Below are 24299 nucleotides of genomic sequence, written 5' to 3' on the forward strand. Positions count from 1 at the left end.
GGCCGCCTGCCGCATCATCATCCTCGAGGACCAGCTCGAAGAAGCCCAGCGCATCAACGCCGAACACCGCCGCACCGCATCCCCGCAGACGGCCGCCACCTGAACCACGGTCCGCAGTACCGCACCGGGCCATACCCAGGGGAGAAGACGCACCGCCTTCCGAGCCGTCCGCGCACGACGAGGACCTGCGCGCCGTCACCTGACCGGGCCGACAGCGAAGGGGGAGGACCTGGTCGGTGCCGAGAAGATCGCCCGGCAGATCAACCTCGACGCCCCGGGAAGCCCGACTGGTGGCCGAAGCGGCCATCGACCGCGCCTGCGACACGTTCGGCCCCGACGCCATCGGTCCGGCGACCGCCTTTCGATCTCGCCCTGCATGGTGACGACACGGACGCCGGCGACCACGCGGTGCTCGACAGACAGCCTCTCCGGCCGGACCGCTTGCTCGATGTCGGTCACCGTTTCCTGCGGCTGCGCTTACGCTGGCCCACGGGACACGGCGTGCGCGGATGACTCTGCCCCACCACCCCGGCCAGATGCACTCGGGCGACTGCGCCGAACAACATGCCTCTGCCATGTATGCCGGGAGGGTGGGTACTCGCGCAAGCGTGTACGGGGAATGAGGGGAAAGACCAGTGGGATCCCATGTCGACGGTGAGGGCTGCACCAAACCGGATGAGCACCTGATGCGCGCCGGCTACGCCCTGGACGGGGCCAACGGCTGTATCGCCGACGCCCGCCGCCACGCTGTCGCCTTTCTCGACCAGGCCCACGCCGATCATGACCTGCCCGTGCCCGCACGGGCGAGAGACCTCACACAACTGGTGGTCAGCGAGCTGGTCACCAACGCCCTCAAGTACGCCCCAGGCCCCGTCTTGATGGAACTGCGCATTACGGTCCGCGCCGTGGACGTCGTCGTGTGGGACAGCGACCCCACGGTGCCCGCGGCCCGGCCCGTCGATCCCGGCAGGATCGGCCAGCACGGCCTGGAGATCGTCAAGGCCGTCACCGAGGATCTCTTCATCGATCAGGAGCCGGTCGGCAAGCGCATCACGGCCCGCATCGCCCTCGCCGACACCCCCGACGGACACGTCACCGGTCGCCGCCCCCAGTAGCAAGCCGGCGCTCCCCGTCGGCCGACATCTTGTCCATGTCACAGTCCGACGAGCCGCCTGAGCCGAGTCGTTGCAGTGGCGGCCTTAATCCAAGCTGGTCGGTGGCGCGAAGAGGTATCGATCCATCATGAGTGCTGCGTCGGAGAGGGTTTCCGTGTCGCCCATGGGGTTGTTGCGGAAGGCGAGATCGAGGAGGTTGCTTCCGACCTCGACTGCGAGCCGAGCCCGTCGACGTGATTCATCGGTGTCCGGTATCGCATACCCGCGGACGAGGGCCCGGTGAACCCGGTCAGCGATCTCTCGGTCGGCCTGCTGGGTGTCGGCTCGTAGTGACGCGATGCGCGGTCCGTGGTACCAGATCCAACGGTAGCCGGGCTCATTGCGGAAGCGGCCGGCGTAGGCGGTGATCAGCTTTTCCAGCAGGTCCTGTGAGCGTTCAGGGAGCGGCTCGGTTGTGACGCGTTCGGCGATCTGCACATCCAGCTGAAGCCAACTGCGCACCAGCGAGGCGACGATCGCTTCTTTGTCAGCGAAGTACCGGTACAGCACGCCGACCGACACTCCGGCCTCGGCCGCGATCAGCTTGGTACCCAGATCGTCGTAGGAGGTCGTCTCCAGCAGAGAAGCTGTCACCTCGAGGATGCGGGCGACCTTCTCTCGACTGCGTTGCTGCTGCGGCTCGTGCATCTCGGCCATCGAACTCCTTGACACCTCCCCAAAATCCGAACCAGAGTCTAGTTCATGTTTTTATCCAGGGGCATCACGCGCACGAAGCTCGGGCCGGATTTCCAGCGCGTCTGGGCCTCGGTGACCGTCTCCAGCCTCGGCGACGGGATGCGCTTCGTCGCTCTGCCGCTGCTCGCGGCTCAGCTCACCTCCGATCCTCGCCAGGTTGCCTTCGTCTACGTGGCCGAACAACTGCCCCTGCTGCTGTTCGGCCTCCTCTCGGGCGCCATAGCGGACCGCTTCGACCGTCGCCGCATCCTGTGGGGCGTCGACGCTGTCCGAGTCGTGATTGTCGGGGCGCTCGCCGGCGCGGTAGCAGCCGACGCGATGTCGGTGCCTCTGCTGGCTGCCATCGGTTTCCTTCTCGGGCTTGGACAGACCCTCTATAACGGAGCCTGGTCAGGCATCGTGCCCACGCTGGTTGCCTCCCCGGAACTGACGCGCGCCAACGCCCGTCTGCAGTCCGGTTCCCTCATCACTGACACCCTCCTCGGAACCCCGCTGGGCGCGTTGCTCTTCGGCGTCTGCGCCACGCTTCCCTTCGCCGTCGATGCGGTGTCGTTCGCGGCCGCTGCCGTACTGGCCCTGACGCTGAGCGGCGACTTCCGTCCACGGCCGCAAACCACACCAAACCCTTGGAGGAGGTTGCTCGACGACACGACTCAGGGGGTGCGCTGGCTCTGGCAGCAGCCGTTGCTCCGTCGCCTCTGCCTGACGTCTGGGATCACGAACTTTGTAGGTGGGGGTCTCATCGCCATTCTGGTGCTCTACGCCCGGCAGACCCTGGGCCTGACCAGTCTCGGATTCGCCCTGCTGGTCGCCTCCTTCGCGATCGGCGGCGTAGCGGGGGCGATGGCGACCCCTCGCCTGAGCGCCCGCTACGGAACCCCTCGAGTTCTGCGGCTGACTGCTGCTGTTACGGCAGGCACCGCAGCGGCTGCCGGCGCGGCCTCCTCGGGCCTCATCGCTGGCGCGTGCATCGCTGGGTATGGAGCGGCGAACCTGGCATGGAATGTGACCGCAGTGTCCCTCCGCCAGGCACTCGTCCCTGCTCACTTACTGGGGCGGGTCGGCATGGCCTACCAGATGGTCAGCGGCGGTGGAATCACGCTCGGCGCTGTTCTCGCGGGTCTTGAAGCCGACTCCTTCGGGCTTCGCGCCCCCTTCTACATCGGGGGTGCTCTGCTACTCGCCGCAAGCTTGATCAGCATGCGTCCCGCGAGCAACGACACTCCAACACCACGTGGCTCGACGGGATCAAGGGTTCATACAGTCCGACGACGCACTGGAGATACACGAGCGACTGAGCCGGAGCGTGACTGATGAGCCGCATCGGGAGAGGTGTGCACCCTTGTCGGCCAAGTACAGCGCAACGGACCATCCATGCGGATACCACCAGGGGCGAACACGTACGTAGTACCAGCTCTCTGCGGAGCCTTTCGCCCGGAGCGGGCGTCCGACATGAGACATCAACGGGCTGAGACAGGCCGACGGGTCGCATAACCCCGTCCAGGTCGGTGTCGTCGGGTAGATGCGCGGCGGCCATCCGGATCTCTGGGCCGGCGTCATGTCGGTGCCGCGCCGCGAGCGCAGCAGCACCCGGCCATCGGCGTAGCGGGTGAGCTGGGCGCGGTAGCCGCCCCACTTCGGTTATGCGCTGTTGAGCTGTCCGCGGGATATCGTCCGGCCCCATGTCAAACACCGGATGGCGGGTGCACTTCACTCGCCGAGAGCTGGACTGGCCGCGGGAAGTCACCCCGCTCATACAGGAGTTCAGCGCGTTGTTCGCCGAACTCGACCACGCGCTGGACGAGTGGGGCGTGCCGGAGGGCCAGCCGTCCCTGATCAGTCCGAAGGGCGAGTACGACGTCGCGCTGAATCGGTACTCTCGGTGTGGCTGGGGTCGTCGCCGTGGAACACGCAGGCTGCCTACGCTCGTGATCTGCGGACGTTCTTCGACAGACCCCGAGGTCACGGTCCTGACCTCATCCGATACGAAGACCGGACCCTGGTGGAGATCAGGAGCCGGGTCCGGCGAACGTGCTCACCCTGCAATCCAGATCCGCCGAGCTCGGACACCGCTCGGCGACGAGGGGCCGCTGTTTCACGACACAGTCACCGCCGATACAGATCTCCCGGTCGCTTGGCGCCGATCCGGCGAAGAGCGACCGGAGACTGGTGGGACCCATCACCGCCGCGTCGCGATCGGCGAGGGCGGCCGTTGTCGTGCGAGTGCGGTCAGGCGGCGAAGGAGGCGAGCAGTTCGTTGTACTGCTTGGCGGCGGTGGACAGGTCCTCGTCGGAGAGGCCGAAGGCGGTGCCGTACAGCTTGACCATCGGCTGGATGTCGAACTGGCACAGCCGCAGGGTTGCGTGCCAGTTGCTGAGGAGCGTCTCAAGGGTGGTCTTGTTCGCGCCTTCGGGGGTGTAGTGCTCGGCGGGGACGCCGGCGGTGACGGCGACGACGGCCTTCTTGCCGGCCAGCTTGGAGGGAGAGCCGTCCATGGTGAAGGCCCAGCCGAGGGTGAAGACCTTGTCCTGCCACTGCTTGAGCAGAGGGGTGGTGTTGTACCAGAACACCGGGTGCTGGAAGACGATCACGTCGTGTTCGGCCAGCAGTGCCTGCTCGGCGTCGACGTCGATCTGGAAGTCGGGGTAGGCGGCGTAGAGGTCGTGCACGGTGACATGGGCCAGTTCGCGGACGGCGTCCACCAGAGCCTTGTTGGCCTTCGACTGGGACAGGTCGGGGTGGCCTACGACAAGGAGAACCTTGGACATGATGAGAAAGCCTCTTCAGTGATCAGTGAAATGGGTGAACGGATGCGGGTTGGTCGGGTGCGACGGGTCAAGTACGTCGCCGGGGCGTCAGATCACCGGTCGATGGTGGCCATGTTCGCCTCGTCGTGGCGCTCGCCCGCGGCCGGTGTGAGGTTGTTCAGGCGGTCGAGCTGAGCGGCGCTGAGTTCGACGGCGTCGGCGGCGGTGTTCTCTTCGACGCGTGCGATTCGCCGGGTTCCGGGGATGGGGGCGATGTCGTCGCCGCGGGTCAGCAGCCAGGCCAGCGCGGTCTGGGCCGGGGTGGCGCCGATCTCTGCGCCGATGGCCTGTACTTCGTCGACGATGCGCAGGTTGCGCTGGAAGTTCTCGCCGGTGAAGCGCGGGTTGGTCTTGCGCCAGTCGTCGTCGGCGAAGTCGTCGACGGTGCGGATCCGCCCGGTCAGCAAGCCGTGGCCGAGCGGCGAGTAGGGCACGAATCCGATACCGAGCTCGCGCAGCAGCGGGAGGATCTCGGCCTCGACGTCGCGGGTCCACAGGGAGTATTCGGTCTGCAGAGCGGCCACCGGATGCACGGCGTGCGCCCGGCGGATCGTCTCGGGTCCGGCTTCCGAGAGGCCGATGTGGCGCACCTTGCCTTCGGCGACCAGCTCGGCCAGCGCGCCGATGGTCTCCTCGATGGGCGTGTTCGGGTCGACGCGGTGCTGGTAGTAGAGGTCGATGTGGTCGGTGCCGAGCCGCAGGAGCGAGCCTTCGACCGCGGCCTTCACGTTGCCGGCGCTGCTGTCGATGACGCCGGGGCCGTTGCCGGCGTGGGAGACGAGACCGAACTTCGTCGCCACGACGACGTCGTCCCGGCGGCCCTTGATGGCCTTGCCGACGATTTCCTCGCTGTGGAAGGGGCCGTAGATCTCGGCGGTGTCGATGTGGGTGACCCCGAGGTCCAGCGCACGGTGGATGGTGCGGATCGACTCGGCGTCGTCGAGCCCCGCACCCGTGGTGTAGACGCCGGCCATGGTCATGGCTCCCAGTCCGATGCGGGAGACATCGAGCCCGCCCAGTGATACGTGCTTCATCAGGTACTCCTTTTCGTGACGGCCGTCAGGCCGGTCTGATCAATGGGGTGCGCCACCAGCTGGCGGACCGTGCTTCGGTGGTCCGCACGCTGTCGGCGCGGGCGCGGGCGCGGGCGCGGGCGCGGGCGCGGGCGCCGTTGCCGGGTAGCGGGTCAGCGCCGGCATGTTGACTCTCTCCGTGCTGTCGAGACGCGCACCCGGCGCGGTCCTCCGTCCTGGCCGGAGTGCGGGGCGTGGTGTTCAGGCGTGGGCGTCGTCGTAGGCCAGGGCGCCGCCCAGTTCGCGAGAGGCGTCGGCCTGGGCGAGGAGCTCCTTCGCCTTGGCCTCGGCGGCCTCGATGGCGTCCGCACCGGCGACGAAGCGCAGCAGCGGCTTCTCCTGGCCGGCGATGGTGAGCAGGGCGCGGGCGAGCTTGGCGGGGTCGCCGGGCTGCTGACCGTTCATGCTCTTCATGCCCTCGATCCGGGGGGCGGTGCGCGGGGCGTAGTCGTCGATGGACAGCTCGGGCCAGGTGGTGGAGCCGTCCACGAGGAGTTCGGTGCGGAAGTAGCCGGGCTCCACGATCGTGGTGTGGATGTCGTACGGCTCGACGTCGTAGCGCAGGGACTCCATCCAGCCCTCTTCCGCGAACTTGGAGGCGGCGTAGGCGGAGGTGAACTCCATGCCGACCAGCCCGGCGGTCGAGGTGATGGTGATGACGTGGCCGGCGCGCTGGCGGCGCATGATCGGCAGGACGGCGCGGGTGACGTTCATCGGGCCGAAGAGGTTGGTCTCGAACTGCCGGCGCATCTGCGAGGGCGAGATCTCCTCGAAGTAGCCGGTGAACAGGTTCCCGGCGTTGTTGATCAGTACGTCGATGCGCCCGAACCGGTCGACGGCGGCCTGCGCGGCGGCCTCGGCGTCCTCCAGGCTGGTGACATCGAGCCTGGTGACCAGCAGATTGTCCTGCGGCCCGCCCAGGGTCTCCTCGACCTCTTCGGGACGGCGGCCGGTGGCGACGACCTGGTGGCCGGCGGCGAGGGACTCCCGGGCGATGTCCGTGCCCAGACCGCGTCCGGCACCGGTGACGAGAATGACCTTGCTCATACGGGGTTTCCTTCCAGGCACCGTGATCCGGCACCCGCTGTGTGCGGGGGTGAAGCATGCAGCACCGACGGCGCCGCAGAGGGGGCTGGGACCGGCGGCACCAGCGCCGCCCTGTCCGGGCCATTCACACCGCGGGCGGTGCACCACCAACAAAACCGGCTGTCACGCGAGGGTGGGAGTCCCTGATGAGGGGGTCACTGACAGGGACCCCCAACCCGGCGGATGCGCTCGTAGAGTGAAGCGCATGGCAGGCAGAAACGACCCACAAGGCGCCAACCGTGATATTCGTGCTGATTTCCGTGCGGAGATCCGGGAATTCCTCGGCACACGACGGGCCAGGGTCACCCCCGAGCAGGCCGGACTACCCCTATACGGCGGAGAACGCCGACGGGTCACCGGGCTGCGCCGCGAGGAGGTCGCCCTCCTCGCGGGCATCTCCAGCGAGTACTACACACGGCTGGAACGCGGCAACGCCACCGGAGTCTCCGAGAGCGTCATCGACGGCATCGCACAGGCACTTCAGCTCGACGAGGCCGAACGCATCCACCTGCTCGACCTCCTGCGCGGCGCCGGCACGAGCCGTCCGCCACGCCGTCGGCCTGCCCAGCAGCGCGTGCGGCCCGCGGTGCAGCGCGTCCTCGACTCGATGAGCGGCACACCCGCGTTCATCCTCAGCGGACGCGGAGACATCCTGGCCGCCAACCACCTCGGGCGCGCACTGTTTGCCCCCGTCTATGCCGACCCGGTAAGGCCGCCGAACAACGCCCGGTTCGTCTTCCTCAGCCCGCACGCGACCGAGTTCTTCCGTCACTGGGACGAAGTCGCCAACGACACGGTCGCCATGCTGCGCGCCGAGGCCGGCCGCGATCTCTACGACCGGCGGCTGACGGACCTGATCGGGGAGCTGTCCACCCGCAGCGCGGAATTCCGTCACCGCTGGGCGGCCCACAACGTCCGGATGCACACCACCGGCGTGAAGCTCCTCCACCACCCGGTCGTCGGCGACCTCGACCTGCCCTTCGAAACCTTCCCACTCCCCGACGGCCCCAGCCAGTTCCTCCTCACCTACACCGCCGAGCCCCACTCACCCTCGCAGGACGCCCTGAACCTGCTGGCCAGCTGGGCCGCGACTAACGACGGCATCGAGCGCTCCGCGCCGGCCAACGACTCCCAGCCCGCCGACTCGGGCGAGACACCCGACTGACCGCCGAGCCACACGAGTCGATCTGCGGCGTCTTTTGCGGAGTAGCGACAGCATCCGCCACCGATACGTCGAGGCCAGGAACGGCGCAGCCGTCTATGCGAGACCGCTGGGGTGACGTTGCACTCCAGCTCGCGGCACTGCGGACAAACGGACAACCGCCGACCCCCGCCATAATTTCGGCTCCGCGGCCCAGCCGGGCGGCGAGGGCGAGGGCGGGGTCGGCGGTCGGGGCGGTCGGTATCGGTTGGCGAGGTGCCAGGTCACCGTTCACGGCCGACTGGCCTCGATCAGGCCGCGCTGCCTACCTCCGCTTCATCGCCGACGATCCCTACGTGGTCGAAGTCCACGACGGACCCAGCACCCAGATCGTCGTCGCAGTGCCGCTCGACCTGGGCGCAGAGTGGATAGCCACTGGCGAGTCCAGGCAGCAGCTCGCGGCGGCCCGAGCCGCTCTTGGAGTGGGCACAGAAGATCACGATGAGGTACGTCCCTGACCGCGAGCTCGGCCTCCCACACCCGCTCCGGCTGCTTGACAACGACGATGGGGAATCAGTCACAACAAGCAGGTACTGGGCCCCGATTGGTGCCGGGTCAGTAGTCCAGGTCGAGGTAGTCGATGTCGTTGATGGCGACGTCGGAGAGTCCTGTGGCGCGGACACCGCCGTCCTGGAAGTAGATCTCTTTGAATCCCTCGGCGATGATCGCGCGCATCTCCTGGTCGCCGGCTCCTGCGTCGCGGGCGTCGAACAGACGCTGTGCGTAGGCCGGTGGGAGGTGGACGGTGAGCCGTCGGAATCTTCCGTCGTCGGTTGCGCCGATGGGCGCGGTGTACCCGAACCGGGCCCGGGTTTCCACCGTGATCCCGCCGGAGGCCGCGGCCCGCTTCTGCCGGCGCTTGCGCACCTGCGGCTGCCATCGCTGCCGTACCGCGTCGTCGATCTTCGCGGCGACGTCGGCGCGAGCGTGCTTGCGGGCGCCACGCCGGTAACGGTTCACAGAGTCGGCGGTGACACCGATCTCACGCGCGACGGCCTTCGCGCTGCCCAACTGCCGCAGCAGGTAGCCGATCTGACCCTTCAGCGTCTTCGGCGGCACCCGGGTGAACGACTCCCGGTCAGCCCGCTCGATGGCATCGTCGATCTCGCCCACCGGTTACTCGCCTTCGTCCAGGACGGCGTCGCCGCCCTTGATGTGGCGGGCCGGGTTGAGGCCCTTCTCCATCAGGCCGACCGCCCACAGCATCGACTGGACACCCTCCAGCTTGGCCAGGCCCGGGGTGGGTCCGAGGCGGAAGCCGCCGGGCTGGGGCTTGCCGGAGGCCGCGTAGGGCAGGAAGTCCAGCGGCGAGGCGCCGGGGGAGGGGTAGACGACGCAGTCGGAGAGCACGGCGAGCGGATAGAGGCCCGTCATCGTGGCCATGTTGCGCAGTTTGCGGTGCATGTTGATGCGGGCCTTGGAGATGACGGCGGCGCGGATGTCGGGGCGCCAGGTCGGCCGCTGAAGGGCCGGCCACCGCTCGCCCTCCTTGTACTTCTTGCCCTGGGGGCGCTCGCGGAGCTTGCCGATACCGCCCTTCACGGTGGCCTTGATGGCGGCGAGGACGGCCGCCATCGCCGGGTCGACGTCCTTGTGCCGCTCCATCGCGGCGAGGAAGGCGCGGTCGTCCAGGTCCTTGGTGACGCCGAGGCCGGCGAGGGTGTCGACGTAGGCGGTCTTGAGCCGGTCATGCCACGGGTCCAGGTACGCGCCGGTCTCCCGCCGCAGATACGCCTCCATGGGCTGGACGTTGTAACCGAGCTCCTGGGCGTAGGCGACGGTGTGCGTCTGGTACCAGGCCGGCCCCGCCGGGCGGGTGCCGTCCGGGGCGAACGGCGAGGGCAGGCGCGGGTCCAGCTCGATGGGGGAGAGGTCGACCAGCCAGGAGCCGGGAATCTTCGGGTTGAAGGCCGGGGCGTGGAAGTGGTCGGGCTCCGACAGCCCGACGACGAGGCGGGCCGCGGCGGCGAGGAAGGCGGTGTTGAGGTCCAGGCCGACCGCGTGCGGCAGCGTGCACTCCTCATCCGTCAGCAGGCTGACGTCGCGCACCCACTGGTACGCCTCCTCGTCGAGGAACCCGCCGCTCCAGCCGCTGCTCACGACGACGGGGTGTTCGGCGGTGGCCTCCGGCGGCGCCGGGTCCATCGGCTCCGTGCCCAGCGAGCCGGGGTTGTGGCCGGGCATCCAGTTGCCGGTGGCTTCATCGCGTACCGCGCGGGTGGGCGGGCGCAGCGCCGTCATCAGCTCCAGCCCGGACACGGCCGTCGAGCCGCGCGGGGTGATGACCCGGGTCGCGTAGACGCCGAGGACGCGGGCGATGTCGGCCGGCTCCATCTCCGTCACGCCGGGCCAGGACCGCTCATCGAGGGCGTCCCACGACAGGATCGCCAGCTGCACGCACTGCCGCTGGGTGCCCTGAACCTTGCGGTAGATCCTTGCCCAGGGCCCGAATCCGCGCTGCGTCAGCCGCCACTTCGCCTTTACCACCTGCCTGACCACCGGATGATCCTCCGGCAGCCGCAGGGACCGCCGCTGCTCATGACCCTCCAGGCGCTCCGGCAGCCCGAGCTTCACGGCGGCCGCCGCGGTGAGCACGATCAGCGGGTCACTGTCCTTGCCGTTGCGATGCAGACGCGGCGCGCCCAGGCCGGACTCGCGCAGCGTCCACTCCACCAGCTCCGGGACCGTGGTCGCCGGGCAGTCGAGCACGATCCCGTCGACGCCGTACGCGCAGCCGTCACCGTCCAGGACCGCGAGCGGGCCGTGCGGAAATCGTGGGTCGACGGCGGGCCTCGCCGCTTTCTTCGCGGCCGGACGCCGCGATGCCGCGCCAGCCAGGGCGGCGGGACGCGCCGGTCCCGCAGCTGGAACGTCCCGGGCCTGCGGGGCTTCTGCCGTCTCCACGTCGGACGCGGCCAGTGCGGCGAGCGCTGCGGGCACCGTCGCGGCAGCCGAGGCTGCACCGGGGGCCGGATACTTCGCCGCCCACCCGTTCAGCAGCCGCTGGTAGGCGTCCAGGCGCGGTGACTTCGGCTCGCTGCGGCCGTTCTCCCAGTTCTTCACCGACTGGGTCGTCGTCTTCAGCGCGGTGGCGAGGCGGGCCTGGGTGATGCCGGCGGCCTCACGCAGCCGGGCACGCTCCGCCGGAGGCGGGAGATGCGGCTCCTCGTTCAACAGAGCGTCGACGGACGCGAACAGCTCTTCCTCCGATGCCATGCCCCGCACCTTAACTCAGGAGACCAATCGACTTAGCCACAAACTTACCCTTTTCCTTACCCTTGTCGATTCGAGGCCGAGGTCGGCGAGCTGCTGGAGTGCGTCGAGGATTCCATTCCTCCGATCGGAGAACAGCCCACAGGCAGCCGAGAGGGACTCACTCCCGCGCCGGCTGGGCGATCACCGGCACCCGCCGAGTTGGTACTGGCCCGGCGCACTGCCTGCTGCTGGTCGTGGGCTCTCAGGGACGGTGTCAGGTCGGGACGGGCGCTTCGACAGGCTCCTCCTTCTTCGGGCGCACGGCCGGTAGCCGGGGGGTCCGGCGCACCAGGCGTGTGAGGTCGGGGTCGTGTCCGAGGGGCGCCAGGAGCAGGAAGAGGCCGGCGCACATGGCCAGCGCGAAGCTCCACAGGCCCATGACGACTGCGATGCACAGGTGGAAGAAGACCCCCGCCGGAAGCAGCGTCCAGCGCACCCTCTGAGGCAGGAGGAGGGCGGCGGCCAGGGCGATCTCGAGGACGAGGGGACCCCAGGTCATCGCGGCGACGCCCACGGGGTGGTCGACCACGACCTCGAGCGTGGGGCGCAGCCAGTACGGCGCCCCGAAGTCGTAGTTGTTGACCCAGTAGTACAGGGCGCTGCCGTCGGCCCATTCGGCATGGGGGAGCTTGGCCACGCAGGACTGGAAGTAGAGAACCGACATCTGGACGCGCGCGACGACCAGGGCGCTGACGCCCAGCAGCGCCCACAGGGTGCGGCGCCGCGACAGGGGACCGTCGGGCGGCGGGCCGGGCTGCCAATGCCAGCGGCGGGGATCCCCGAGGGCCACGAAGACGATCAGCAGGGTGAGGATCCAGGTGATCTGGTCGCCGCCGTCGGGGATGGCGATCCCGGTGAAGACACTGAACGCCACATAGGCGTGGGGAATCGCGGTGAGGCGGGGACGCCAGCCGCTCGCCGCGACCACCAGCACGACACAGCACGCCCAGCGCATGGCGTCGTAGTGGTCCTCGGACACCAGGCAGAAGGCGCCGCCGGAATTGACGCCCTGACACATGGGGTACCGGCCGACGGTGGCGACCTCGCGGAAGAGGGTCGCCGCGTCGCTGAAGACCAGGGTGCCGAGGGTGCCGAGGGCCAGAAGCGTACGGGCCAGGCCGTATCCCGCCGCCCAGGGCAGGGGCACGGTGAACGAACGCATCAGCACGTCACCTCCAGCACCATGACCCGCTCGAGGGTGTGCGCCTCGGGCACGAGGTCGCGCCATGCCCACGGCGTCGGCTTCTCCTGGAGCAGGCCGACGGTTCCGCACAGTGTGGGTTCCGGGGAACGGTTGCGGAGGTGCCGTCCGGGTGCGCCGTAGCCGGCGAGGCACTGCGGGCGGCTGCTCGTGCACGCGTGCCAGTCGTCCTTCTGGGCGGCGGAGAGCAGCAGGGCGATCTCCACTCCCTGCGCGCGTGAGCGTCGGTCGAGGCCGAAGGCGTTGTGCGGTGAGGAGTGCGGGGTCAGGGAAGCCTGCTTCCAGCCGCTCGCACTCTTTTTGTAGGGGACTATCTCGGCGTCCCTCGGTGATTTCGTGAAGAAAGCCCACCCCTGGGGGGCCATGTTCGCCACGGTATGCCGGGCCTTTGTCTGGCCGGGCAGCGAAAGGACGTTCTTCGGAAGCTGTTCCTGGGCCACGTACGCGATGACGACCGCCCAGACGGCGCAGACGGCGATCACCGACTTCATCGAGACGGAGACGGCCGCGCCGGCGGTCCGAGCGAATGCGGCGCGAAATTGATGGAATTCTTTTTTCATGTGAGTTGTCGGGCTTCCCTGCCGCTGTGACGCCGAAAGGACGGACCGGGGTGCGGGGAGTCTGCAGCCTCCCCGCACCCCGAGGCGCGTCAGGCGGCCTTGAGCGCCCGCGTGACCTGGGCGACCGCCTCGTCCTTCGACAGCGGCGTGCCGTCACCCGCGGTGGGCTGCGGGCTCCAGAACCAGTTCTTGCCCTTCACGAAGTTGGCGCCCACGGCCACGGTCACCGTGACGACTGCCCCGGCGGCCGTGATCACGGCCGCGATGTGCACGACCGCGGCGCCGACCGCCACGGTCACACCGCAGAGCTGGCCGTTCTCCACCGGCGTCGCGGACTTGTTCTGCGCGACGGAGAGCAGCATGTGCTGAGCGTCGGCGACGGCGGCCTCCACCTGGCGCGGGTCGCCGCTGCGGGTCCTGGCGCTGAAGTCGGCGAAGAAGCCCGCCGAGCGCTTGTTGATCAACTCGATGACGGCGTTGGACGCACGGACCTCCTCCAGATCCTCGTTGTCGAGGTGCTGGCGGGCCTGCGAGAACAGGTCCAGGTCGGCGAGGCCACGGCCCACCTGGCCCTGGGCGAAGAACAGGCCGCGGAAGACGTTCTCGCCGTCGGTCTTCGCCGACACCGCGGACGCGGCGGCCGCCGGTCGCGCGGAGACGCCGGAGGAGTCCGCCATCGCCGACGGCGCGACGGTCACGCACAGGGCCGCGGCCGTGACGCCGGCCACCGCCAGGATCCCACGCTGTTTGACGTTCAATTCGTTTCCCCTCGAATCGATGAATTACCCGAGGGAGAAACGGTGCGTGGTCAGCACACACGCCTACCCCCCGGCTTGGCGATGAAGAGCCTCACATGCGCCGCACAGAATGTCGATCAACTGTGGCGGGGGTCACATCATCGGGTTTCGGGGAGTTTCGTGGCGCATATATTTCGGTGTCTTCTTTATTTATTTGACTCCGGTCCCGGCCGGTGCGGGGGGTCACCGGCCGGGACCTGTCATCACCTTGCGTGCCGTGCACCCAAGGAGTTCAAAAGAGCGGCCGCGTGTTCGGCGTCGTCCACACTCACGGCGAAATCCTTGCCCTTGCCGGTACGGATCACGAGGCACTCGCCGCTGCGCAGCATCACCGTGGTCCCCAGCCCGCTCAGCCGGTACCCCCAGCCGCCGACCTGAGCGGGCGTGCGGTTCTCCGTGCGGGCCGACTCGATGTCCTCCAGGGCCCAGTGGCGGCCGGGCCAGCCGAGGGGACCGAAGGTCACGTCCAGGCCGCGTTCGCTCACGCGCGCCTGCACCGAGGAGCAGCCCAGGACCAGCACGCAGGCGAGCGCGAACGGCGTGGCGGCCAGCGCGACCGGAGGATCCGCCAGGCCCGCCAGCACCACCACCGCGAAGACGATCGCGAGCAGCCCGGTCACGGCGGCAACCACCTGCAGCCAGGGGTTCGACGTACGCGCGAGCCACACGAGCCGCTGCCCGGCAGGGAGTTCCAGCACCGGGCCGTCCGCCGCCGGCGGGGTCTGCGCCGGCGCCCGCCGCGCAGCCAGGAAGCCGATCGCGCCGACCGTGACCGCGACGACGAGGGTGCCCACGACCCAGCTGGTCACCGAGTCGGCGTCGCGCCAGCTCGCGTGGTCGAGATTGGCCCGCACGATCGAGGCCTGTCCGCCGAGCAGCACCACACCGCCGAACCCGAGACCGGCCACCGCCCATCCCGGTATCGCACCGCCGGCGCCGGCCCCCGACCGGCGCAGCGCCAGCGCGACGACAGCGGTCAGCACGGCCCAGACGAGCGCGGGGAAAAGCGCTGCGGCCCACAGCGGCATGGAGCCGTCGGGCCTGCCCGCGCCGGCGTTCCAGTGCGTCGCGAGCCGCTCGGGCAGCCGGCCGGCCGCGGCCGGCGGCAGCGCCACCAGCAGCACCAGCACACCCACGCACCAGCCGACGGCCCCCCACGCAGCTGTCCTCCTGCGTCCACGGTCGGTCACGAAGTCTCCCTGATCATGTCGATGACGTCGGTCTTGCTGTAACCCAGGCGTGCCGCGTCGGCCACCAGGTCGCGCACACGGTCCAGCAGCACGGAGCGCCGGGCGGCCCCCTCGGCCACCGTCACGCCCCGCCCTCTGCGGAACTCGAGCACGCCTTCGTCGCGCAGTGCCCGCAGCCCGCGCAGGACGGTGTTGACGTTCACGTCCAGCGCCCGGGACAGGTCCCGGGCCGGGGGGAGCCGCTCGCCCGGCTCGCATTCCCCTTCGGCGATGGCGCGTCTGATCGCTCCGGCCACCTGCTCGTGCAGGGGGCGGTTGCTCGCGGTGTCCAGTCTCAGGAGCATAGTGCTAATGACGATAGCACCAACTACTTCATGCGACTGCTCGTTTCCGGCCACCCATCACGCTCGCCGGACGGCAACTACCAGGCAGGGCAGGGCAAGCCGGGCAGGGCAGGGCAGGGCGGGGCGCGACGGGACGGCCCGGAAGGCGCTGCCCCCGGGACTTTCACATCCGAGCCATGACAGGGAGGAGCCCCTACCGTCAGCGGCTCTGGTCCGCCCAGGGGCCGCGGGTTCGGCCTTTGGTCCACTCCCGGCCCCGCCCCTCGGCACTTCGGCCGTGTCACGGGCACCCGGCCGAGCCCCCGCGGCATACCGCCGGCGACGAACGCACGAAGGTCGCGCGACCGCCGGCCGGCGGAGACGGGGAGGCCGGACAGCGCAGCGGTCCCGGTGAGGTCGGCGGTGACGCCGAGGTCGGCCATGGTGTCGACGTAGGCGGTCTTGAGCCGGTCGTGCCACGGGTCCAGGTACGCGCCCGTCTCGCGCCGCAGGCACGCCTCCAACAGAGGGCGACCCACTGCCCGAGCATGATCGACGACTACCGGCTCCACCGGCAGCACCGCTGGAGGGAGGGCTGTACCAACGCTGCCGCACTCACCAGGGAGATCCAGCGTGGGCTACCGGGGAGACGTGTTCTACGTGTCGGCGACCATCCGTCTCCCTGAAATCGGCCTCGGCCTCCGGGTTCGCCCCAACTGGGGACGTTCACGTATACGCGGCCGGGGAGCCAGGGACGCACGCCGACAAAGGGCGAACAGCAGAATCAGCGTGGGGGTGCGACCCTTGCGAGGGCATATTTCATGCTCCTGTCTTAGTTGCGCCGATCTGTCGTTTCCGCTGGTAGGGGCGGTCTCAGCGAGGGTGCAAGGCCTTGCTAATGTCCGCGGGTGAGATCACGGATTTCTGCGCCTTCGGCGGCGGCCCGGTTCGGTTGGCTCGACGCGGTCCGGGGGATTGCGGCCCTGACTGTGGCCCTGCACCACTTGAGCGCCGAGCTGTTCGTGGGCTCCGGTGCGGCCGTGCGCGAGTGGTTCGACCCGGGCATCTTCGGGGTGATGGCATTCTTCCTTGTCAGCGGCTACATCGTGCCCGCCTCGCTGGAGCGCCGGGGAGATGTGCGGGCGTTTTGGATTGGGCGGCTGTTCCGGCTCTACCCCCTGTGCCTGGTGGTCTTCATCGCTGCGGCCGTACTGGTGCCACAACGCTTTTCCGCGGTGGATGTCTCGGTCCATGAGCACCCGCTGCTCGCCGCCGTCGCCAACGCCACCATGCTGCAGGACCTGCTGGGCCTGCGCAGCGGGCTGCCGGTGATGTGGACGCTGACGTACGAGATGGTCTTCTACTACCTGGTCACGCTGCTGTTCATGGCCGGCGCCCACCGCCGCAGCGGGCCGGTGGCGGTGGTGTTCGCCGGGGTGGCGCTGCTGCTGGGGCCGTGGGTGGCGGCGTGGAGTCTGCGGCCTGAGTTCACCGTTCGGCAGTTGGTCGCGGGAACCGCGCTGGTCGTCGTGGTGGGGCTGCTGTTCCTGCTCACCGGGCGCCGTGTGGCGCAGCTGACGGGGGCGGCGCTCCTGACCGGGCTCGGCCTGGTCCTCATGGTCGCGAACGGGCGGTCGACCCCCTGGGAGAGCCTGCTGATCTTGGCCACGATGTTCAGCGGGACCGTGATCTACCGCGCCGAACGAGGACAGATACGCCGGAGCGCGGCGTGGGCCTACTGCGGGTTCGTCATCGTGGCGGGGACGGCGGCCGGACTCCTCTACGACGACAAGCAAGCCCAGATCCGTACCTGGACCGCCTCACCGATCGCCTGGGCCAGCGCCTTCCTGGCGGGCTGGGCGCTGTTCGGCGTGGCTATGCTCCTGCGCCACCGCCGCATGCCTGCCGCCCTGACCTGGCTGGGCCTGGTCAGCTTCTCCGTCTACCTGCTGCACCGGCCGCTGATCGCCGCGATGTCCTGGCTCATGGAGAAGGTGGGCCATCCCCACAGTACGGTCCACCAGCTGATCTGGGTGGCCGCCTTCCTGTCGGCGCTGCTCCTGCTGAGCGCACTGACCTATCACCTGGTGGAGCTGCCGGGTCAGCGGCTGGCCCGGCGGCTGCTGGCCCGCCAGTCCGGTCCGCCCACGGGGAGCGGACCGGACGTACCCCAGACGTCGAAGGAGTATGAGGCGGCTGCTCGCAGGGGACGCCATCGTCTTGACTCAGGACGGCTGCAGCCGCCGGTCGCGGCACCGTCGGGCAGCCAGGAGTCCTAGCCGGCAGCCGAAGGCCACCGCAGCGAGAACATCCCGCGCAAGAAGACCGGCCGGCCTCGCGCTCGGCTCGGCACGTCCGGCACACGATCGCGGCGACCGGTACCTGGTCCTCGGACCTGCTCAAAGGGAATCTGCCAGGCCGGCCCCGGTCGCGGGCCGGGCTGGTGTGCGGCCGGCATCGGCCTCGTCCTGGCCGCATGGCACGACGGGAGGGCAGTCCCGGGAGAGCGTGCCCGGCCGCGCTCGGACTGCGTGCGGGCCGGCGCACCGCCGGCATCCTCGGCAGAATGCCGGGTGCCGATGGTGCGCCGCTCAGCGGCTGTGCCCCGCAGCGGGTGTGGTCACAGGCCGTCGGTGGTGACGTTGTTCTGCCAGACCCAGTAGCCGGAGAGCGATCCGGCGCTGATGCGCAGCATGTTGCGGCCGTTGATGGTCGCGCGCTGGTCGAACGGGGCGTTGGAGGCGTGGTCCCACTGGACTGTTTTGGTGGTGCCGACGGCGCCGTCGGTGCCGTATTTGTAGACGTCGACGGGGGTGTTGGCGGGGAAGGTGAGGGTGCGGGCGGGGAGGTAGGTCTTGGTCCACCATTGGCCGCGCAGGAAGGCGGTGGTGTAGTTCTCGCCGACCCACCAGCCGGCATACGCGCCGGCGCTGATGCGGTAGTACACGCCGCGGCCGTGAATGCGGCGCCGCATGGTGGCGGGGGCGGAGGTGTCGCGGGTGAAGGTGACCTGCTGGGTGGCGGTCTGGGCGTCGTCCTTGGCTGGGTCGTAGGCACCGGTGGCGGTGGTGGCGTACTGGTAGAGGGTGTGGGTGCCGGCGGCGAAGGCGACGGTGCCGCCGCTGGGCAGGTCGGTGGAGACCAGGTCCGGGTAGGGATAGTCGTCCAGCAGCTGGTCCATGTCGCGGGCGAAGGAGTAGTGGCCGGAGAACCACTGCAGCTGCATGAACAGGTCGAGGTGATGGTGGTGGTAGGACAGCGGCGCGATGCGGTGGGTGTTGCAGTAGAAGGAGAGCCAGCGGGTGTTGCGCAGCCGCGGGTAGTAGTTGGCGATCGTGGTCAGGCCGCCGTCCCACAGTTTCAGGGCGAGTTCGTTGCGGGTGTGCTGGTAGTAGTCCCACACACCGAACAGGGCGAAGATCATGCCGTTGAAGGTGTAGTCCGACGTGCCCGGCGCGTCGATGGGGTATTCCTGGATCCAGAAGTAGCCCGCGCTGTCCTTGTTGACCACCCACGGTTTGGCGTCGTCGGCTCGCAGCAGTGAGGCGAACGCGCCGTCGGCCGCCGCCAGGTACCGGGTGCGTTCTTCCTCGGTGACGTCGGTGTCGGGGAGCTGGGCGAGCTGGATGAACAGGGAGATCGCCTCGCCCTGGGCCATGCCGGAGTACCAGGGGGCGGTGTAGACGAGTCCGCCGTGCTCGTTGTGGGTGTAGTTGAAGGGATAGGGGAAGTACCACGCCCCGCGGGTCTCGACCCGCCGGTCGATCTGCCGCTGGGCGTGGGCCTTGGCACGGGTGAGGAACCACGTGTCACCGGTCGTGCGGTAGGAGGCGAGGCAGCCCAGGCCGTACTGGATCTGCGTCACGGGCTGGTCGTAGAGCTTGCCGTCGCCGTTGATGAACACGTCGGGGTCGTTGTAGAACATGCGCACGCCCTGGGCGTCGACGTAGGCGCCGGTGTCGCCCTTGGCGACCGGCCGGTTGCGCCACGGGCGCAGCTCCTCGGGCACATCGACGATGGTGTAGCCGGCGGTGGCGAACTCGAACGGCAGCGTGGTGGGCACGTCGTCCGCAGCCGTCTGCGGGTCGACGGTGCCACCGGTGTAGGGGATCCGTCTGTTCGGGGGCGTGATCGTGCCGCTGGTGATCTGCTCCGGCGCAGGGCCCAGCGTGGTGGTCGGTGCGGGGGTGCGCGGCAGGCTGAGCACCTGGGACATGGGGATCCCCGGGGACGGACTCGGCGTGGGGGCGGCGAGGATGTCCGCCGACGCGGCCGTTGCGCCGCTTCCCACGGCGAGGGCGCCGAGCGCGCTGCCGCCGGTGAGGCGTATGAACTGGCGGCGGCCGACGTCGGTGCGTCGTTGATCTGACACGTACAACTCCCATGAGAGAAGGGGGTGCTTGGCGAGGGCATGGGGGAGTTCCGGGGCCGCCGCGGAGGTGCTGGTGTGCAGCGCCGGGCGGCCCCGGAGACAAACGCGGGCTCGCCTACCAGCCGCTGCCGATCTGCTGGCGGGTGCTGAAGGCGGTGGCGGTACGGGGGTAGAGCCACAGGACGCGGGTGGCGTCGTCGCGGACGATGACATCGGGGTTGCCGTCACCGTTGAAGTCGCCGATACCGGCGAACGTGTAGCCGTTCCAGCCGGTGCCCAGCTGGGAGCGGGTGCCGAGGCCGGTGCTGCCGTTGCCCGGGTAGAGCCACAGGACGCCGCTGGCGTCGCGCGCGACGACGTCGGGGTAGGTGTCGGCGTTGAGGTCGACGACGCCGGCGAAGGCGAAGCCGGTCCAGCTCGCGGTGCCCAGCTGCACAACCGCTCCCAGGGAGGCGCCGGTCCCGGTGCCGGGGAACAGCTTCAGGGTGCCGTCGGGGTGCCGGGCGATCAGGTCGGGTTTACTGTCGCGGTTGAAGTCGGGGGTGCCGGCGAAGGTGTAGCCGTTCCAGCCGCTGGCGAAGTTGCTGACCGGGGTGAGCAGGTCGTGCCCGGCATCTCCTGGGAACAGTCGCAAGGCGTCGGAGGGCGCCCGGCCGACGAGGTCGGGGATGTTGTCCTTGTTGAAGTCGCCCATCCCGGCGAAGGTGTAGCCGTTGACGCCGGAGCCGATGTAGAGCGCGGAGGTGGACCAGCCGCCGCCCCCGTTGCCGGGGTAGAGCCACAGGCTGCCGCCCGCGTCGGCGGCGACCAGGTCGACCTTGCCGTCACTGGTGTAGTCGCCGACACCGGCGAAGGTGTACGGCGCGCTGGCCGTGGTGATGTTGCCCATGGTGCCGACCTGCGTGGCGCTCAGCGCGGCCCCGTTCCACACCTGCACATCGGAGAGGCTGCCCTTGAAGAACGAGGCACGCGCGTCGATGCTCAGGCTGTTGCCCAGAGTGAACTTGCCGGTGAAGCCGGAGACGGCGGTGTGGGAGCCGCGGGCCACCGGACGGTCGTCCATGTACAGCGTCATGGCCTTGGACACCGGATCGTAGGTCGCGGTGACGCGGGTCCACTGGCCGATGATCGCGGTCCCGCCGACGACGCAGTCGTAGCCGCGGGTGGCGTCCCCGGTGGCCAGACAGAACGCCCACTGCTTGTTGGACTGGGGGTAGAGCAGGAACCCGGAGTTGTGCGCGCCGTCCTGGGAGGCGATGACCCCGCCCACGGCCGCCGGCTTGACCCACGCCGACACGGTCAGGGAACTCGACAGCGACAGCGCCGCGTTCGAAGTCATCGCGCCGGTGACGGTGCCGTCCAGCGCCAGATTGGGGGAGAAGACGTCGTCATCGGTGTCCCAGGTGGCACCCGCGCCGCTGCCGGTGAGGTTCAGCCCGGCGGAGGTGTCTGCGGCGCTGGCCGCGCTGCCCTCGGTGCCGTCACCGAGCGGCCAGGCATGGCCGGGGGCGATCAGAGTCTGCGCCGTCTGCGCGGTGAGGGTTCCGGCGGCTGCGTTGAAGAACCGCGCGGTGCTTGCACCGTTGGAGGAGACGGTCCGCAGGTCCGGGGTGCCGTCACCGTTCAGGTCGCTGGCTTGCAGGACCGGCAGGGTTGCGGAGCTGTAGCCGCTGCCGGCGACCAGCAACGGGGCCACCTGGCTGCCGCCCGCGAGGTCCTTCAGTTGTTGTGGGGTGTAGTAGTACAGCGCGCCGGTGCTGTTGTGACGGGCGAAAAGTGCGGGCAGCCCGTCGATAAGGCTGCTGGTGATGCTCCAGCCGGTCCAGTCACCGGTCCCGGTGGGGTTCGCGCCGCCCAGTGCCACTGCATTGTCGACGCCGACGAAGCCACCGGGGAAGGTGGTGGCCGGTTCGTCATAAAGTTGTCCACCCACGATCAGCAGCAGGTCGGGACGGCCGGTGGAGTCCTCTCCATTGAGGGTGTGGTAGAGGTTGCCGCCGCTGGCGATGCTGGTGGCTTTGTTGCCGGTGCCATCCGTGAAAGCGGTGTAATTGACGTTAACCTGGTCGCCGCTGTAGGGGCGTAGTGCTGAGCCGTTGCCGCCGCCGAACAGTACTGAGCCGCTGCCGGTGGTGGGGTTGTAGTCCAGGACGTCGTTGAAACCGGCGCCGCTGTTGAAGTGTCCGGCGATGGCCTGGGTGCCGTTCCAGTCCGCCGACGAGCCTGCGGAGTTGGCGCCAGTGCCTTGCGTGCCCAGGTTGGCGGCGCTGGTGGTGAGCTGTCCGTCGGTGGTGCCGTGGGCCAGCCACAGTCCGCTGGACAGGCCCGCCTGCGCGCCCACTGCGGTCAGGTCGGGGATGCCGTCGCCGGTCATGTCACTGTCGACGGCGGTGGCCGCAGGGGAGGCGATCAGGATGCAGTCCGCGGTGTCGCCGATGTTGCCACCGGCCGAGACCGCAGTGACGGTCAGCACGTTCGTACCCCGAGTGGGGGTGATGCTGATGGATGTGCTGGACCCGGTGCTGGCCAGGGAGACCGGGGTGGTGCCGTTGAGCTGGTAGAGGTAGCTGGCAGTGGTCCCGCCGGCAGCGTTGGGGGCCAGGGTGAAGCCGGCCGGTTTGCCGACCTGATAAGAGGAGGGGCTGGCGTCGTCACCGCAGTCGTATGCGGAGTCGTCGGTGATGGCTGGAGATCCGGGTCGGCTGGCATCGAACTGGAACTTGCAGGTTGCCGATACGGGTGAGGTGTAGGTGCCGTCCGAGGAGGTGACGTTCCACGTCACGCCCAGCGGCGCGCCGCCGGCCGCGGCCTCCAGCACAGACTTCTTCAGTATGTAGACGGCGTTCTTCCCTGATGCTGCGGTCACGGTGGGTTTGGCGATCTGCGCGCCGCCGCTGGTCTTGGTGACGTTGAAGGTGGTGGACAGGGTGCCACCGTCGGGGTCGGAGACCTTCGCATACAGGGTCACGTCGCCATCACCGATGGTCTTGACGGTGCTCGTGCAGGTGGTGGCCGGCGAAGTAACCAGTGCCGAGGGCTTGTTGGGCCTGTGATCGTAGGTGGTGGACATCGAGAGGGTGGCGTGGTCGAACTTCTTCCACCCGTACTTGTCCAGCTCATCGCTGGCCTGCAGACCCAGGGTCAGGCTGCTCAAGTTCGCATCGTCGGCCACGTCCTGCATCCGGGAAGTGACGTCGAAACCGAGCGACTGCGCCGGGCAGGAAGGGTCGTAGCCGTAAGCCACGGTCTTCGTGCCCCACTGGGCCGTCCAGGTGGGCTGGTTGGCCCACGTGGTACCGGAAGTGATCGGCCCGGTCTGCCACAGCTCCACCGGGGTTGCGGTGCATGACGGCGCGTACGTCTCCGTGGCGTAGAAATGGGAGTCGATGACCGTCGCTCCGAAGAGCCGGCTGTCCACGGAGAACTTTGCGTACGCCCGCGACTTGTGTACAGGGTCCTCCCAGCCCTGGTAGCCCACATGCAGCCCGGTGGCGCTGGTGTCCTTCCAGAAACTCGTGTTCGGAGCAGCGGAGTTGACCCAGGTCCAGCTGCTCACCGTGCCGCCCGCGGCACTGTAGGTGGGATCGATGTAGACGGGATACACCGTGGAGGAAGCCGACAGCATGCCCGCGTCGGGCGTCAGCCGGATCTTCCCCGAGGTGTACGAGGCCGCGACCGGCGCGATGTGCGCACCCGTGCCCGGCTCGTCAGTGTCCGAGGCAGCGGACCTGCTGGTGGACAGCGAAGTGCGGCTGGTGACCTTGGTCGTGGCGGAGTCCCACATCGTCGGGGCCGGCGCGGAGAACACCGTGCGATGCGTGGTGTCCTGGGCTGCGATGTTGCCCGCCTTGTCCACGGCGAGCGTCACGTTCTTGGTCTGGGTGGGAAAGACCAGTGTGTCCAGGGCCGGGTCGGCAGCCGCTTCGGCGTTCTTGACGACGAGGACCTCGGAAAAGCCGCCCTGGGTATCGGCAGTGACCTTCAGGTCGACCCCGGCCAGCACATTGGGGTAGGTGGCGCTGGGCCCATCCAGAGTGGGGGCGGGCAGTGGGCCGAGCGAGGTCGGCGTCGTCAGCGAGAGAGACCGGCTGTGGTCCTTCATCACTGCAAGCGGCCCGTCCCCGCCCCCGGACAGGATCAGGTTCGTGGTGGTGAGCGCCGGGGAGACGGTGCCGTCGGAGCGTCTGACCAGCGTGGCATCCAACGGCTTCCAGGCGCTGGAGGCGTACTTGCGGACCGGTGCGACCGACTGGGTCAGGGTGAACGTGCCGTCAGGGTTGGCTACTTCCGCCTCGGTCGGCGTGGTTGCTGCTGCCACAGCCACCTTCTTGCCCGTGGACTGGGCTTTGCTCGAGGCCCGTGCCTCGTCCAGCGGCAACTGCGCTGACGGCGCCTCGGATGTCTCATCGGCGCGGGCGGATGTCACCGCCCCGGAGAGCGACAGCGTGCTGAGCGCGGCAGCAAGCGCCGCGCTCAGCATTCGTCTGCGCAGGATGGATGTCACCGTCAGATACCCCCCAGGTCTGTTCGGACTTGATCAGTTATGTCGATCGACGCTCCAGTGGACAAGCTTTTGCTGGTCT

18 protein-coding genes and 1 pseudogene are annotated in these 24299 nt (G+C 69.1%); 6 read left to right on the forward strand and 13 right to left on the reverse strand.

Annotation, left to right across the window (positions count from 1 at the left end):
• Positions 1-103, forward strand: a pseudogene (locus ACFWBD_RS36025) (MerR family transcriptional regulator); the annotation flags it as partial.
• 532 nt (positions 104-635) lie between these two features.
• Positions 636-1115: an ATP-binding protein gene (locus ACFWBD_RS36030; protein WP_385676551.1), complete on the forward strand. Its 480-nt coding sequence runs from the start codon at positions 636-638 to the stop codon at positions 1113-1115.
• An 84-nt stretch (positions 1116-1199) separates the two neighbouring features.
• On the opposite strand, the gene ACFWBD_RS36035 is transcribed toward ACFWBD_RS36030, so the two are convergent.
• Positions 1200-1811: a TetR/AcrR family transcriptional regulator gene (locus tag ACFWBD_RS36035; RefSeq protein WP_385676554.1), complete on the reverse strand. Its 612-nt coding sequence runs from the start codon at positions 1809-1811 to the stop codon at positions 1200-1202.
• Between the two features lie 45 nt (positions 1812-1856).
• Here ACFWBD_RS36035 and ACFWBD_RS36040 point away from each other — a divergent pair, with 45 nt between their 5' ends.
• On the forward strand, positions 1857-3164 hold the full coding sequence (locus ACFWBD_RS36040) for an MFS transporter (RefSeq protein ID WP_385676557.1): 1308 nt from the start codon (positions 1857-1859) through the stop codon (positions 3162-3164).
• A gap of 915 nt (positions 3165-4079) precedes the next feature.
• Here the strand turns inward: ACFWBD_RS36040 and ACFWBD_RS36045 are convergent.
• The 3 genes from ACFWBD_RS36045 to ACFWBD_RS36055 form a co-directional block, all read right to left on the reverse strand.
• Positions 4080-4619 (reverse strand): NAD(P)H-dependent oxidoreductase, encoded by a 540-nt coding sequence (locus ACFWBD_RS36045; RefSeq protein ID WP_385676560.1) that lies wholly within the window; start codon positions 4617-4619, stop codon positions 4080-4082.
• A gap of 92 nt (positions 4620-4711) precedes the next feature.
• Positions 4712-5692, reverse strand: coding sequence for an aldo/keto reductase (locus tag ACFWBD_RS36050; RefSeq protein ID WP_385676563.1), 981 nt, complete (start codon positions 5690-5692; stop codon positions 4712-4714).
• Between the two features lie 240 nt (positions 5693-5932).
• A complete protein-coding gene (locus ACFWBD_RS36055) occupies positions 5933-6778 on the reverse strand; it encodes an SDR family oxidoreductase (RefSeq protein ID WP_385676566.1) in 846 nt (281 codons plus the stop codon).
• Between the two features lie 244 nt (positions 6779-7022).
• Between ACFWBD_RS36055 and ACFWBD_RS36060 the strand changes: the two genes are divergently transcribed.
• Positions 7023-7982, forward strand: a complete 960-nt coding sequence (locus tag ACFWBD_RS36060) for a helix-turn-helix domain-containing protein (RefSeq protein WP_385676569.1) — start codon at positions 7023-7025, stop codon at positions 7980-7982.
• A gap of 95 nt (positions 7983-8077) precedes the next feature.
• Positions 8078-8476, forward strand: coding sequence for a DUF5959 family protein (locus ACFWBD_RS36065; protein ID WP_385676572.1), 399 nt, complete (start codon positions 8078-8080; stop codon positions 8474-8476).
• Positions 8477-8573: 97 nt separating this feature from the next.
• On the opposite strand, the gene tpg is transcribed toward ACFWBD_RS36065, so the two are convergent.
• The 7 genes from tpg to ACFWBD_RS36100 all read right to left on the reverse strand — a co-directional run bounded on the left by tpg (position 8574) and on the right by ACFWBD_RS36100 (position 15365).
• Positions 8574-9131 (reverse strand): telomere-protecting terminal protein Tpg, encoded by a 558-nt coding sequence (gene tpg / locus ACFWBD_RS36070; RefSeq protein ID WP_385676575.1) that lies wholly within the window; start codon positions 9129-9131, stop codon positions 8574-8576.
• 3 nt (positions 9132-9134) lie between these two features.
• Positions 9135-11234 (reverse strand): telomere-associated protein Tap, encoded by a 2100-nt coding sequence (gene tap / locus ACFWBD_RS36075; RefSeq protein ID WP_385676578.1) that lies wholly within the window; start codon positions 11232-11234, stop codon positions 9135-9137.
• A gap of 253 nt (positions 11235-11487) precedes the next feature.
• Positions 11488-12435: a sporulation-delaying protein SdpB family protein gene (locus ACFWBD_RS36080; protein WP_385676581.1), complete on the reverse strand. Its 948-nt coding sequence runs from the start codon at positions 12433-12435 to the stop codon at positions 11488-11490.
• On the reverse strand, positions 12435-12965 hold the full coding sequence (locus ACFWBD_RS36085) for an SdpA family antimicrobial peptide system protein (RefSeq protein ID WP_385676584.1): 531 nt from the start codon (positions 12963-12965) through the stop codon (positions 12435-12437). Before ACFWBD_RS36085 ends, ACFWBD_RS36080 begins: the two co-directional genes overlap by 1 nt.
• A gap of 158 nt (positions 12966-13123) precedes the next feature.
• Entirely contained in the window at positions 13124-13792 is a 669-nt protein-coding gene (locus tag ACFWBD_RS36090) for a hypothetical protein (protein ID WP_385676587.1), read from the reverse strand.
• A 242-nt stretch (positions 13793-14034) separates the two neighbouring features.
• Complete coding sequence (locus ACFWBD_RS36095) at positions 14035-15021, reverse strand: DUF1648 domain-containing protein (protein ID WP_385676590.1); 987 nt, start codon at positions 15019-15021, stop codon at positions 14035-14037.
• Complete coding sequence (locus ACFWBD_RS36100; RefSeq protein ID WP_385676593.1) at positions 15018-15365, reverse strand: GntR family transcriptional regulator; 348 nt, start codon at positions 15363-15365, stop codon at positions 15018-15020. Before ACFWBD_RS36100 ends, ACFWBD_RS36095 begins: the two co-directional genes overlap by 4 nt.
• Before the next feature lie 887 nt (positions 15366-16252).
• Between ACFWBD_RS36100 and ACFWBD_RS36105 the strand changes: the two genes are divergently transcribed.
• Positions 16253-17623, forward strand: coding sequence for an acyltransferase family protein (locus ACFWBD_RS36105; RefSeq protein ID WP_385676596.1), 1371 nt, complete (start codon positions 16253-16255; stop codon positions 17621-17623).
• A 341-nt stretch (positions 17624-17964) separates the two neighbouring features.
• Here ACFWBD_RS36105 and ACFWBD_RS36110 read toward each other — a convergent pair whose 3' ends face one another.
• Both ACFWBD_RS36110 and ACFWBD_RS36115 read right to left on the reverse strand, forming a co-directional pair.
• On the reverse strand, positions 17965-19716 hold the full coding sequence (locus tag ACFWBD_RS36110; protein ID WP_385676599.1) for a D-glucuronyl C5-epimerase family protein: 1752 nt from the start codon (positions 19714-19716) through the stop codon (positions 17965-17967).
• Positions 19717-19831: 115 nt separating this feature from the next.
• Complete coding sequence (locus tag ACFWBD_RS36115; protein ID WP_385676602.1) at positions 19832-24220, reverse strand: FG-GAP-like repeat-containing protein; 4389 nt, start codon at positions 24218-24220, stop codon at positions 19832-19834.
• Positions 24221-24299: the final 79 nt, after the last annotated feature.

Source organism: Streptomyces sp. NPDC060002, assembly GCF_042737245.1.
In the GTDB taxonomy this organism is placed as follows: domain Bacteria; phylum Actinomycetota; class Actinomycetes; order Streptomycetales; family Streptomycetaceae; genus Streptomyces.

What these genes read in the sequence shown, in the direction of transcription:
- ACFWBD_RS36035 (WP_385676554.1), bottom strand. Translation starts at nt 1,811, where the DNA reads ATGGCCGAGATGCACGAGCCGCAGCAGCAACGCAGTCGAGAGAAGGTC.
- ACFWBD_RS36040 (WP_385676557.1), top strand. Translation starts at nt 1,857, where the DNA reads ATGTTTTTATCCAGGGGCATCACGCGCACGAAGCTCGGGCCGGATTTC.
- ACFWBD_RS36045 (WP_385676560.1), bottom strand. Translation starts at nt 4,619, where the DNA reads ATGTCCAAGGTTCTCCTTGTCGTAGGCCACCCCGACCTGTCCCAGTCG.
- ACFWBD_RS36050 (WP_385676563.1), bottom strand. Translation starts at nt 5,692, where the DNA reads ATGAAGCACGTATCACTGGGCGGGCTCGATGTCTCCCGCATCGGACTG.
- ACFWBD_RS36055 (WP_385676566.1), bottom strand. Translation starts at nt 6,778, where the DNA reads ATGAGCAAGGTCATTCTCGTCACCGGTGCCGGACGCGGTCTGGGCACG.
- ACFWBD_RS36060 (WP_385676569.1), top strand. Translation starts at nt 7,023, where the DNA reads ATGGCAGGCAGAAACGACCCACAAGGCGCCAACCGTGATATTCGTGCT.
- ACFWBD_RS36065 (WP_385676572.1), top strand. Translation starts at nt 8,078, where the DNA reads ATGCGAGACCGCTGGGGTGACGTTGCACTCCAGCTCGCGGCACTGCGG.
- tap (WP_385676578.1), bottom strand. Translation starts at nt 11,234, where the DNA reads ATGGCATCGGAGGAAGAGCTGTTCGCGTCCGTCGACGCTCTGTTGAAC.
- ACFWBD_RS36080 (WP_385676581.1), bottom strand. Translation starts at nt 12,435, where the DNA reads ATGCGTTCGTTCACCGTGCCCCTGCCCTGGGCGGCGGGATACGGCCTG.
- ACFWBD_RS36085 (WP_385676584.1), bottom strand. Translation starts at nt 12,965, where the DNA reads ATGAAGTCGGTGATCGCCGTCTGCGCCGTCTGGGCGGTCGTCATCGCG.
- ACFWBD_RS36100 (WP_385676593.1), bottom strand. Translation starts at nt 15,365, where the DNA reads ATGCTCCTGAGACTGGACACCGCGAGCAACCGCCCCCTGCACGAGCAG.